This is a genomic window from Brevundimonas sp. UBA2416 (genome assembly GCF_002343105.1).
In the GTDB taxonomy this organism is placed as follows: Bacteria; Pseudomonadota; Alphaproteobacteria; order Caulobacterales; family Caulobacteraceae; genus Brevundimonas.
The window spans coordinates 1-11,517 of sequence record NZ_DDRM01000032.1; the positions used below are offsets into that span (position 1 = coordinate 1).

Consider the following 11,517-nt stretch of genomic DNA (forward strand, 5'->3'; position numbering starts at 1 on the left):
GTCGGCGTCGAGGATGGCGACCAGGCCGCACTCGGGGATGTCGAGGCCCTCGCGCAGCAGGTTGATGCCGATCAGGACGTCGAAGGCGCCGAGGCGCAGGTCGCGCAGGATCTCGATCCGCTCCATGGTGTCGACGTCGGAGTGCATGTAGCGGACGCGCACGCCCTGTTCGTGCATGTATTCCGTCAGGTCCTCGGCCATCTTCTTGGTCAGGACGGTGACCAGCGAGCGGTAGCCGTTGCGGGCGACCTGTTTGACCTCGTCGATGACGTCGTCGACCTGGGTGCGGGTCGGGGTGGAGACGGGGCGGATCTCGACCGGGGGGTCGATCAGGCCGGTGGGGCGGATGACCTGTTCGGTGAAGACGCCGCCGGTGCGCTCCATCTCCCACGGGCCGGGGGTGGCGCTGACGAACATCGTCTGGGGGCGCATGGCGTCCCATTCGTCGAACTTCAGCGGGCGGTTGTCGATGCAGCTGGGCAGGCGGAAGCCGTATTCGGCCAGGGTGGATTTGCGGCGGTAGTCGCCGCGGTACATGGCGCTGATCTGGCCGACGGTGACGTGGCTCTCGTCGACGAAAAGCAGGGCGTTGTCGGGGATGTATTCGAAGAAGGTGGGCGGCGGCTCGCCCGGGGCGCGGCCGGTCAGCCAGCGGCTGTAGTTCTCGATGCCGGCGCAGGAGCCGGTGGCCTCCATCATCTCCAGGTCGAAGCGCACGCGTTGCTCGAGCCGCTGGGCCTCCAGCAGCTTGCCGTTCCCGACCATCCAGTCGAGCGTCTCCTTCAGCTCGGCCTTGATGCCGGTGATGGCCTGGTTCAGCGACGGGCGCGGGGTGACGTAGTGGCTGGCGGCGTAGACGGTGATCTCGGTGAGGTCGGCGGTCTTCTTGCCGGTCAGGGGGTCGAACTCCTGGATGGATTCCAGCTCGTCGCCGAACAGCTGGATGCGCCAGGCGCGGTCCTCCATGTGGACGGGGAAGATCTCGATGACGTCGCCGCGCTTGCGGAACATGCCGCGGTCGAAGGCGGCATCGTTGCGCTTGTACTGCAGGGCGATCAGGTCGGCGCGGAGCTTGGACTCGTCGATCTGGTCGCCGACCTTCAGGGTGAAGGTCATGGCGGTGTAGGTCTCGACCGAGCCGATGCCGTAGATGCAGCTGACCGAGGCGACGACGATGACGTCGTCCCGCTCGAGGATCGCCCGCGTCGCCGAGTGGCGCATGCGGTCGATCTGCTCGTTTATGCTTGAGTCCTTCTCTATATAGGTGTCGGACTTGGGAACGTAGGCTTCCGGTTGATAATAGTCGTAATATGATACGAAGTATTCGACGGCATTATCTGGGAAGAATGACTTGAATTCGGAGTAGAGCTGGGCCGCCAAGGTCTTGTTGTGGGCGAGGATCAGGGCCGGGCGCTGGGTCTGTTCGATGACCTTGGCCATGGTGAAGGTCTTGCCCGAGCCGGTGACGCCGAGCAGGACCTGGTCGCGCTCGCCGGTTTCGGCCGTGGCGACGAGCTCGGCGATGGCGGAGGGCTGGTCGCCGGCGGGGGTGTATTCGGAGTGCAGGCGGAAGGGGATGTGCCGGCGGCCGTCTGGCCGGTCGGGGCGGTGCGGGGTCCAGTCGGCGGGTTTGCCGGGGGCTTCTTCCGGCGTCAGGCGCGGGCCGGAGACGGGGGCGAACATGGGCATGTGCGGGGTCTGGACCGGCATGCGGGCGGGGGCCTCGGCCAGGGACTCGCCGCGGACGTGGACCGGTTTGGCGGTGCGGGGGGCCGAGCCCTTGGGGGGCGAACTGGAACGGTTCATGAACAGCAATCTAGGGCGCGAAGGGCGGCTTCGCCAGTGAACGCGCGGACGGGACGGAGGCTGCTGACAGCGGGTGTCAGCAGGGCCGGGGCAACGGTCCGGAAACCGCGAGACGGAGCGGGGCGGACGCGGCAGTATCGGCGCCATGTCGCCCGCCGCCCTGACCCTCTCACGCCTCGACAGCCCGATCGGGCCGCTGACGCTGGCGTGCAATGAGGCGGGGGCGGTGCGCGGGCTGTCGTTCGGGGACGGGCTGATCGGGGCGATGCGGCGGGAGTATCCCGGGGCGGCGCTGAATGACGGCGTCGCGCCGGCGGCGGTCGCGCGGGAGATCGCGGCCTATTTCGACGGGGACCGGGAGGCGCTGACGCGGGTCGACTGGTCGCTGGAGGGCGCGGCAGCGGGCGACGGCTTCCAGGCGCGGGTCTGGCGGGCGCTGGCCGGGGTGCCGGCGGGCGCGACCATCAGCTATGGCGAGATGGCGAAGCGGGCGGGCGAGCCCGGCGCATCCCAGGCGGCGGGGACGGCGCTGAACCGCAATCCCATCCCGCTGGTGCTGGCCTGCCACCGGGTGATCGGGGCGGACGGGTCGTTGACCGGCTTCGGCGGCGGGCTGGAGCGGAAGGGGTGGTTGTTGAGGCACGAGGGGGCGTTGTTGATCTGAGTGGCGAGTGGCTAGTGATTAGTGGCTGGCTGACGCCTGTGCGAAAGCGCGGTCCGCGCCGCCCTTCCGCCGACGGGCGTGCGGGCGACACTAACCACTAACCACTAACCACTGGCCACTAACCACTCGCCACTCGCTTAGCGGCGCACCTGCACCCTTGCCTCGAGCTCCGCCCAGCGGCGGGTCAGGTCGCGGAGCTCTTCGCGGAGGCGGCTCGCCTCGGCGCGGCTGATGGAGCCGTTGCGCTCGCCGGCGGTGATGCGGGCTTCCAGGGCGACGGCGCGGCCGTCGGTTCCGTAGCCGCCGTCGTAGGCCACGTCGCCGATGCGGCGGTCGAGGTCGGCGAGGCGGGTGGTCAGGTCCTGACGTTCGCGGTCGCTGAGACCGTCGCGCTCATAGCCGGCCTCGAGGCGGACGAGGGCGTCGAAGTCGCTGCGCAGCCGGTTGGCCTCGGTGCGGCTGATGCGGCGGTCGTTCAGGGCGACATCGACGCGGGCGTTGAAGGCCGTGCGCTGGTCGGCCAGCGAACGCCAGCCATAGTCGTCGCCATAGCCGCCGTCATCGCGCGCATCGCCGACGCGCTGGGACAGGGCGTTGTAGCGGGTGCGCAGGTCGTTGCGCTCCTGGGTCGTCAGCCGGCCGTCGGCGGCGTAGCGGGTCTCGAGCTGGACCAACGAATTGTATTCCGCGCGCAGCCGGTTCGCCTCGGTGCGGCTGATCGAGCCGTCGCGCACCCCGGCGTCGATCCGCGCCTCGAGCTGCACGCGGCGCTCGCCCAGCGGACGGCGGCCCTGGTCGTAGTCCTGCTCGACCTGCTGGTCATTGCCGAAGGCGTCGCCGAACACGGCCCCGAACAGGGCGCCGATGATGCCGCCGGGCTGCTGCGTCGGGCCCTGGCCGCTGTAGCCGCTGCCGCTGTTGTCCGGATAGAGGGCGCCGACCGTGGTGCGCGCGCCGGTGCAGGTCAGGACGCCGTCGCGGTTCGAGATCGACGAGCGGCAATCCACCGGCCGCAGCGAGCTCCAGCGCCAGCCGCCGTCGGCCTGGCATTCGGCCGAGACATAGCCGTTGGCCAGCTGTTCGACATTGCGGCACGAACTGGGGATGTCGCGGCCCTGGCTGCTGTAGGCGGTGTACGGCGTCTGCGCCTGGGCGGCGCCCGCGGCGGACATCAGCAGGGCGCCGGCCGCGAGCGCCGACAGGGTGTGGGGGATGGAGGTCATGGGAGTGTCTTTCCGGGTCGGGGCGGCCCTGTTGCCGGGAAGAACGGGAGTCGGTGGGGAAAGGTTGCGGGGGGTCAGAAGTCCGCGAACGCGGCTTCGTTGACAGTCACTTCCTCGACCATGCGAACCGCGACCCCAAGCCCGCGGTCCTTGAGCAGGTCGCACAGGGCGTCGCCATCGACCAAATCGATGGCCGGGGCGCCGTCGCGGGTCGCCTCGCGCCGGGCGTCGGCGGTGAAGGTGCCGGTGGTGATGATCAGCCCCTTGTCGGTGCGCCCGACCATGGCGCCACGGAAATCCCGAACCGCCCCGGCCCCGACCGAGCCGGAGTAGCGCTTGCACTGGAACAGGACGTGGAAGGACAGCAGGTTGACCCGCAGCACCCCGGTGCCGTCGATGCCGCCGTCGCCGGATCGGCCCGTGACTTCGACTTTGGAAAAGTCGGATTCTCTGAGCAATCGTTGGCAAAGGCGTTCGAAGGCTGCGGGATCAAGCTGAAGGAGTTGCGCGAGCAACTGATCTTTCCATCCTTCGGCGTCCTCGAACTCCGCGGCAACAAGATCGGATGTCGTAGGCGCGGAAGGAGTCTTGGGGCGAGTGGCACGACGCTCCGCGTACTGGCCGCGAACCTCGCGGGGACCTGCGTCAACCTCTTCTTTCGTCATCGCTGCGCCCTGCGGCGTCAGCGTCCACACGGCTCGTCCACTATTCGTGAGCGCTCCAATCTTCTTGAGGTAAGTTCTGGCCCAAGCCATCCGATACTCAACTTCCGAACGCCCGGTTGAGCCGTGCTCGACCGCGCGCTGATCGTCGCTCAGGCCCATGTAACCAGCCACGTCATCGTCCATCTCGGCGTTTGTCATCGAGCGCCCATGAACTTTCATTCGCTCAATGATCGGCCACATGAACGTGTCATAGCTGGGGATGTCGGCAATCGTGGGCATCAGGCGTTGGCTTTCCTGCGGCGTTCGGGTTGGCGCAGCCAGTAGGCCCGCGCTCATTTACTCATAGAGGATGGACCGATGCGCGACGCGCCCGAGACCGCTGCCCCTCTTGCGCCGCACTTGGCCCGGTTCGCCCGGGCGTTGCAAGCGGGGTCCGTGCGGCCGGCGCCCCTCCACCCCGCTTCGCCCTGCGGGCTTCGCGCGGTCCCCCTCCCCATCGCTGCGCGACGGGGAGGAGACGATGACGTGCGCCTCCGGTACTCCTTGCCTTCATGACCACCCTCCCTCTGCCCGACCTGCTCCTCCTGCTCGCGGCGTTGACCGCCGCCGGGCTGGTCGGGGGGCTCGTCGCCGGGTTGTTCGGGGTCGGGGGCGGGACGGTGATTGTGCCGGCGGTCTTCTATGCCTTCGAGGTGCTGGGTGTCGGGGGCGAGGGCAATCTGCATACGGCGATCGGGACGTCGCTGCTGACCATTGTCGCGACCTCGTGGCGGTCGCTCAGGGCGCATCGGGCCCATGGGGCGGTGGATGAGGGGGTGCTGAAGACCTGGACGCCGTGGGTGGCGGCGGGGGCGCTGATCGGGGCGGGGGTCGCGGGGTTCACCTCGATGCAGGGGCTGGCCATCGTCTATGGCGTCTGCCTGCTGGTCGTGGCGGCGCAGATGGGGCTGTTGCCGGAGCGGGTGACGCTGAGGCGGGATCTGCCGGAGGGCTGGGGGCGGCGCGTGACGGGGACCGTCATCGGCGGGCTGTCGGCCATGATGGGGATCGGCGGCGGCAGTTTCGGCGGGATGATGATGATGCTGTGCGGACGGCCGGTGCATCAGGCGGTGGCGACGGCCTCGGGCTTTGGACTGGCGATCGGGGGGGTGGCGACCCTGGGGTTCGTGGGGTTCGGCTGGGACGCGGGCGGGCGGCCGCCGCTGTCGCTGGGGTATGTGAATGCGCCCGGGGCGGTGGTGATGGCGGTGCTGACCACGGCGGTCGCGCCCTGGGGGGCGAAGCTGGCGCATGCGCTGGACCGGGCCGTGCTGAGACGGGCGTTCGCGGTGTGGCTGCTGGTGACGGCGGGGGCGGTGGTGTGGAAGGCTTTTTGAGTGGCTGGTGGTTAGTGGCTAGTGGCTAGTGGCGAGTGATGGGCTGAGGCGAGAGCGGGTCCATGCTGTTCGCGCAGGCGTCCGATCCAGCACCCACTAGCCACTAGCCACTAGCCACTAACCACTGGCCACTCCTACGGCCGCAGCGTCAGTCCCACGGGCGTCGCGCTGAAGGACGAGAGGCGGCCGAGGTAGCTCATGCCGAGCAGGCTGTGGGGCAGGCCGCGCTCGACGACGAGGGCCTCGACCCGTTCGACGCGGGCGCCGGCGACGGCGACGGTGCGCAGGGCCACCGGGGCGGCGCGGACGGGGCCGGAGGCGGTGATGACGGTGGCGGAGAAGTCGCCGGCCTTGAGGCTGAGGCCCAGACGGACCGCATCGGCGGGGGTCAGGACCACGACGCTGGCGCCGGTGTCGACCATGACGCGCACGGCGCGTTGGCCGTCTTTGGCGTCGATCAGGGCGTCGGCCCAATAGTGGCCGTCGGCGGCTTTCAGAACCTGGGCGGGGCCGCCGTGGGTGGGGGCGTGAACGGGCGCGGGCGTGGCGGCATGCGCCTGGCCCCGCGCGTCGGCGTGGTTCAGCCACCAGGCGGTGGTCAGGGCGGAGGCCACGGCCAGGGCCATGACTCCGGCGGAGGAAAGGTCGAAACGCATACGCCGTCCGTCGTGAACACGCCGCTTCTGCGGCGGCTCAGCTGTCGCACACGGCGGTTGGGATGCGGTGAAGGGGTGTGGTTTGCAGGGGGTTAAGGGAGGGATGAGGGATCAGGGATGAGGGATGAGTGGCGGCCTGCGATGGAGCCGGCTGCGCCCCCGCTTCCTTCCCTCCTAATCCCTCATCCCTAGTCCCTCATCCCTCCCGCGCGCGCCTCCCGCGCCGGCAGCTCCGCCATGATCCGCGCCCGTTCCTCGTCCGTGAACCCGCTCCAGCCGCCGATCTCGGACAGGGTGCGCCAGCAGCCGAGGCAGAGGCTGGTCGCGCCGTCGACGACGCAGACCTTGACGCAGGGGGTGGCGATGCTGCGGGGCGGCGATGAGGGATTTGGTGACATGAATGCGAAATATGGTCCGGTAGCGGAGTAAAACTTGTTGCTTTTTTTACGTCCTGATGTTAGCTTCACCATGACGCGAAACGACTATGACGGTGAGATTCCCGAAAAGCACGACGTGTCTCTTTTCATCATTCACTCGAAAGGAGACGCCAGATGAAAGACAGAGACCGCAATCTGCAGCACGCCATGATGTCCTTCGCCCTGTGGGGCGGGATGCTGGTGAATACGAAGAACGGCTATGGGGCCGGCGACCGCGTGGTCAGCCACCCGTCCAACTTCGTGCCCATCAAGCTTCGCAAGCGCGACTAGGTTCGCGCGAAGCCGCAGACGATCCAGCCCCGGTCCGCAAGGTCCGGGGCTTTGCAATTCACCCGTCAGGGTTCGTCATTCGACGTGGTCCCTCAACCTGTGCCAGAGTAATTACACAAGGGGTGGGGACCATGTTCAGGCTGAAGGCGACGCTCGTCGCCACGACGCTTCTGCGGCCGTGGCGCACCGGCTGGTCCGAGGACCGCGGGGTGGATTTTTCGCTGGCCGCGACGGGCCGACCGGCAACGCCGCCGGCTGTGGCGCGCGACGACAGGCCCGCCGCCGAACCGGCCTGTTTCATCGATGAGGACCGGGCCGTGCCGCCGGGCGCCGCCGTGGTGCGCAGCTTCGCCAGCCTGGCCGCGGCCGAGGCGGCGATCGAACCGCCGGCTGAAGATGCCTCTGACACCGCCGGCATGCGGGCCTGGTGGTCGCTGTCGGGGAAGCCGTCGGGGACCTGACGTTGCGGCGGGGCCCGGCGTGCGGCACACCGGTCGCATGACCCTGATCCGCCGAGAGCGCCGCGCGCACATTGAACTCTGGACCCTGGACCGGCCCGACCGGCTGAACGCCCTGCCCGACCTTGAGGACGGCGAGGCCTTTGCGGCGGCCTGCGAGGCGGTGAATGCGGACCCGGGCGTGCGCTGCGTGATCCTGACCGGGGCCGGGCGGGCGTTTTCAGCGGGCGGCGACCTGAAGGCGATGAAGGACCGGCGCGACATGTTCGCCGGGACAGGGGCCGAGATCCGCGAACGCTATCGCCGCGTCGTGCACCGGATCGTGCGGTCGCTCTATGGGCTGGAGGTTCCGCTGATCGCGGCGGTCAACGGCCCGGCCATGGGGCTGGGCTGCGACATCGCCGGGCTGGGGGATATCCGCATCGCCTCGGAGACGGCCAGCTTCGGCGTGCCCTTCCTGAAGCTGGGCATATTGCCGGGCGACGGCGGGGCCTGGCTGATGCCGCGCAACGTCGGCTATGCGCGGGCCGCCGAGATGCTGTTCACCGCGCGGGTGCTGGACGCGAGGACGGCGATGGAGTGGGGTCTGGTCAGCCGGGTGGTCGCGCCCGAGCGGCTGATGGACGAGGCCATGGAGATCGCGGAAGACGTGGCCTCCCGCGCGCCCCAGGCCCTGCGCATGACCAAGGCCCTGCTGCGTCAGGGCCGCGACGCGACCTTCGACCAGATCCTCGAGATGACCGCCTCGATGCAGGCGCTGGCGCATCTGAGCGACGACCATCTGGAAGGCGTGACGGCGGCGTTGGAGAAGCGGGGGGCGGTGTTCGAAGGGAAGTAGGGATGAGGAATTAGGTCTTGGGAATTAGGAATTGCGGCTCGCGAGCCCGGCGTCCGAATACAATCCCTAATTCCTATCACCTACTACCTGATCCTCACCCCGCCTGCGCGGGGGCCTGCATCGAGCGGGTCGCGGGGACGCCGGCGGCGACGGCGCGGGGGGCGCCGGCGGTTTCGCCGGGCTTCATGAATTTCACCAGCACCCGCTGACCGATCAGCAGGGGGGCGTCGCCGGCGGTGACGACGACCTCGACCACGCGTTCGTCCGAACGCTGCGAGGGGTCGTCCGAGGCCAGCTTGCGGGCCCCGAAGACGGCGGCGCGACGCAGGACGGTCCCGACATAGACCTTGGACGGGTCGCCCTCGGGGGTGATCTCGACGGCCTGTCCGGGCGTGATGTTGGGGATGTCGCTCTCGACGATCTCGGCGCGGGCGATGCGCGGGGCGTCGGGCTCGAGATCGAACATGTTGGACACGTTCAGGGTCGAGGCGCCGGCGCCGGGGTTGGCGTAACGGCGCACGATACGGCCCGACTGGGGCGCGCGGATCACCGTCAGTTCGACATTGTAGGCGGCCTGGTCGCGGCGGGCGCGGGACGTCTGCACGGCGGCCTGGGCCGAGCCGAGCCGGGCCTGGGCCTGGGCGATGGCGTCGCGGGCCTGATCCATGCGCGAGGCGGCGACGAAGTTGGAATCGACCAGCCGGGCGAGGCGGTCGTGCTCGCGCTGGGCGGTGCGGATGTCGACCTGGATCAGGCGGAGCTGGCTTTCGGCCTGGGCGACGTCGGCGTTGGCGCTCTGCAGGGCGAGGCGCGGCTCGTCGTCTTCCTGACGGGCGAGGATCTGGCCGGCGACGACGCGGTCGCCTTCCTGGACCAGCACTTCGCGAACCACGCCGCCGCGGCGGGCCGCGATCTGGATGATGCCGCCCTCGACGTCGACCTTGCCGTTGGCGATGGCCGCATAGGGGCTTTCGACGCGGGTGGCCGCGGCCTTCTCTTCCTCGGCCTTCTTCGCCTTGCCCTGCCCCTGCATGAACAGGAAGCCGGCGACGATGACGACGATCAGCACGAGGCCGATCCAGAGCCATTTGTTCTTGAGGAAGGCGGGCATGGTGGAGTTCCTGAGGCGGTTCAGTGCGACGCCAGCTTGGCGTCGGGATTGGGGGTGCGGCGCTGATCGTCGATGATCACGCCGTCTTCGATCTTGATGACGCGATCGGCCCATTCCTCGAGACGAGGATCGTGCGTCACGCAGATGACAGCAGCGCCGTGTTCGGTGGCGGCCCGGCGCAGAAGCCGGATGACGATCTGGCCGTTCTCGCCGTCGAGGGCGGAGGTCGGTTCGTCGGCGAACAGGATCTGCGGGTTCTTGGCCAGACAGCGGGCGATGGCGACGCGCTGCTTTTCACCGCCGGACAGGATCGAGGGCCGCTGATGAAGACGCGGGCCGAGGCCGACTTCCTCCAGAGCGATGGTGGCCTGCTTCCGGGCAGCGGCCTTGGACAGCCCCTGGAATTTCAGCACGATCTCCACCTGCTGCAGGGCGGTCAGGGCGGGGAAGAGGTTGAAGCCCTGGAAGATGAAGCCGCAGTGGTCGAGGCGGAATTTGTCGATCTTGCCGGTCGACAGCTTCCACAGGTCATCGACATCAAGGGTGTCGACCCGCCCCTCTTCCGGCCGCAACAGGCCGGACAGGGCGGCGATCAGGGTCGACTTGCCCGAGCCCGACGGACCCATGACCATGGTCAGGTCGCCGTGGCGGGCGTCGAAGTCCACGCCCTTCAGCACCTCGATGAAGGACTTGCCGGACTTGAACCGCTTTACGAGACCCTTGGCCTCGATGGCGAAGTCGCCGTGCTTGCCGTGAGTCTTTGTCGGGCTCATCGCAGCAGATCCGCAGGCTGGCTGTTCTTGAGGATGCCGAGGGACAGCAGGCCCGACAGCATGGCGATGACGACGAGGCCGCCGCCGACGATGATCAGCAGGATGGGCGGCAGGGCGATGATCACGGCATTGGCCATGGCCAGCATCTGCACCAGCAGGGTCAGGCCGATGGCGGCGGCGACGCCGACCAGACCGACCCAGAAGCTGAGCTCCATGACGATGCGGTTCAGCGAACCCATGCCGACGCCGAGCGCCCGCAGCGAGGCGAACTCCTTGATGTTGGCCATGATGGCGCCGCGCAGGGTCTGCCAGGTGATGGCCACGCCGATGATGGTGCCCAGCACGACGCAGCCGCCGATGATGATGACGAGGATGCCTTCCTCGAACATGGCGCCGGCGTTGGCGTCAGCCAGTTCCTGACGCGTCCATGCCTTCCATTGGCCATCGCCGAGGGCGTTCAGCTCGGCGGCGACGCGATCGGCCTGGGCCGGGTCGCGCAGCTTGATCATCAGCGGCCCGACGCGCGGTCCGGTGTCAGCCTGGCCGAGCATCCGCAGTGTGTCCCGCGACATGACGATATTGGCCTGCATCATGTTGGGATAGCCGCGGGTGATGCCCACCACGGTGACGGTCTGGCCATTGTACAGGGCCCGGTCACCGAGCTTGACGCCCAGTTTGGTCACGGCCGTTTCGTCGATGGCGACCGTGTAGGGCTGGCGCAGGGCGTCGACCAATTCCTGCGAGTAGTCGGTGGGAATGGTCACGGCGCCGGGCGTGGTGTCGATGATGCTGGCCTGCACGAACTGCTGGCGCGGCGCGCGCTGGCGGGCGCGGTCGGCCTGGGACATGGTCGGGTCGACGTTCTTGACCGACTGGAACGATCCGCCGGCGCCGTCCAGCGGCTGGACCTCGATCACCTGCGGATTGCGATAGGCCAGCGGAATGAACCGGCGCGGCACGCCCGACGGCCCACCCATCAGGCTGGTGGCGCCCGGCTGCATGATGATGATGTCGGCGCTGGACCGCTCGATGGTCGCGGTGAATCCCTTGCCGATGCCGATGAATACGCCGGTCATGGCGAGCACGAGCAGGCCCGACAGGGCCAGCGCCATGACGGCCGCCATATAGCGGCGCCACTCAAACAGGAGGGTGGAAAGTGCAAGCGACATGGAAACGGCTGAACCCCTGACGTTGACCGCTATCTGACGATGCAAGGCAGCGGGGCCAAGTTAAATCGGGG

At 68.6% G+C, this 11,517-nt stretch carries 13 protein-coding genes; 5 read left to right on the forward strand and 8 right to left on the reverse strand.

All coding sequences use genetic code 11. The features are described 5' to 3' along the window. Window positions 1–1,806, reverse strand: a 1,806-nt coding sequence (gene uvrB, locus B3E43_RS10075) for an excinuclease ABC subunit UvrB (protein ID WP_292029020.1), incomplete at its 3' end; no start/stop codon positions are given. 145 nt (window positions 1,807–1,951) lie between these two features. Here uvrB and B3E43_RS10080 point away from each other — a divergent pair. Beyond that, window positions 1,952–2,470: a methylated-DNA--[protein]-cysteine S-methyltransferase gene (locus tag B3E43_RS10080; protein ID WP_292029023.1), complete on the forward strand. Its 519-nt coding sequence runs from the start codon at window positions 1,952–1,954 to the stop codon at window positions 2,468–2,470. 137 nt (window positions 2,471–2,607) lie between these two features. Here the strand turns inward: B3E43_RS10080 and B3E43_RS10085 are convergent, their stop codons facing one another. Further along, entirely contained in the window at window positions 2,608–3,693 is a 1,086-nt protein-coding gene (locus tag B3E43_RS10085; protein ID WP_292029025.1) for a hypothetical protein, read from the reverse strand. 74 nt (window positions 3,694–3,767) lie between these two features. Beyond that, window positions 3,768–4,637: a restriction endonuclease gene (locus B3E43_RS10090; protein WP_292029027.1), complete on the reverse strand. Its 870-nt coding sequence runs from the start codon at window positions 4,635–4,637 to the stop codon at window positions 3,768–3,770. Window positions 4,638–4,909: 272 nt separating this feature from the next. Here B3E43_RS10090 and B3E43_RS10095 point away from each other — a divergent pair, with 272 nt between their 5' ends. Beyond that, window positions 4,910–5,734, forward strand: coding sequence for a sulfite exporter TauE/SafE family protein (locus B3E43_RS10095; RefSeq protein WP_292029029.1), 825 nt, complete (start codon window positions 4,910–4,912; stop codon window positions 5,732–5,734). Between the two features lie 134 nt (window positions 5,735–5,868). Here the strand turns inward: B3E43_RS10095 and B3E43_RS10100 are convergent, their stop codons facing one another. Together B3E43_RS10100 and B3E43_RS10105 are read right to left on the reverse strand one after the other, a co-directional pair. Continuing rightward, complete coding sequence (locus B3E43_RS10100; RefSeq protein ID WP_292029031.1) at window positions 5,869–6,390, reverse strand: retropepsin-like aspartic protease family protein; 522 nt, start codon at window positions 6,388–6,390, stop codon at window positions 5,869–5,871. A 188-nt stretch (window positions 6,391–6,578) separates the two neighbouring features. Continuing rightward, entirely contained in the window at window positions 6,579–6,788 is a 210-nt protein-coding gene (locus B3E43_RS10105; RefSeq protein ID WP_292029033.1) for a DUF1289 domain-containing protein, read from the reverse strand. 153 nt (window positions 6,789–6,941) lie between these two features. On the opposite strand from B3E43_RS10105, the gene B3E43_RS10110 reads away from it, so the two are divergent. From B3E43_RS10110 to B3E43_RS10120, 3 genes are all read left to right on the forward strand, one after another. Continuing rightward, the gene (locus tag B3E43_RS10110; RefSeq protein WP_292029036.1) at window positions 6,942–7,097 is read left to right on the forward strand and encodes a hypothetical protein; all 156 of its coding nucleotides are present in this window, start codon (window positions 6,942–6,944) and stop codon (window positions 7,095–7,097) included. A gap of 131 nt (window positions 7,098–7,228) precedes the next feature. Continuing rightward, window positions 7,229–7,558 (forward strand): hypothetical protein, encoded by a 330-nt coding sequence (locus B3E43_RS10115; protein ID WP_292029039.1) that lies wholly within the window; start codon window positions 7,229–7,231, stop codon window positions 7,556–7,558. A gap of 37 nt (window positions 7,559–7,595) precedes the next feature. Then, entirely contained in the window at window positions 7,596–8,393 is a 798-nt protein-coding gene (locus B3E43_RS10120) for a crotonase/enoyl-CoA hydratase family protein (protein WP_292029042.1), read from the forward strand. Window positions 8,394–8,487: 94 nt separating this feature from the next. Here the strand turns inward: B3E43_RS10120 and B3E43_RS10125 are convergent, their stop codons facing one another. Genes B3E43_RS10125 through B3E43_RS10135 form a run of 3 tightly spaced genes read right to left on the reverse strand, consistent with a single transcriptional unit; the run spans window position 8,488 to window position 11,446 of the window. After that, window positions 8,488–9,504, reverse strand: coding sequence for an HlyD family secretion protein (locus B3E43_RS10125; RefSeq protein WP_292029044.1), 1,017 nt, complete (start codon window positions 9,502–9,504; stop codon window positions 8,488–8,490). Window positions 9,505–9,524: 20 nt separating this feature from the next. Continuing rightward, window positions 9,525–10,277 (reverse strand): ABC transporter ATP-binding protein, encoded by a 753-nt coding sequence (locus tag B3E43_RS10130; RefSeq protein WP_292029046.1) that lies wholly within the window; start codon window positions 10,275–10,277, stop codon window positions 9,525–9,527. Continuing rightward, entirely contained in the window at window positions 10,274–11,446 is a 1,173-nt protein-coding gene (locus tag B3E43_RS10135) for an ABC transporter permease (RefSeq protein ID WP_292029048.1), read from the reverse strand. Before B3E43_RS10135 ends, B3E43_RS10130 begins: the two co-directional genes overlap by 4 nt. Window positions 11,447–11,517: the final 71 nt, after the last annotated feature.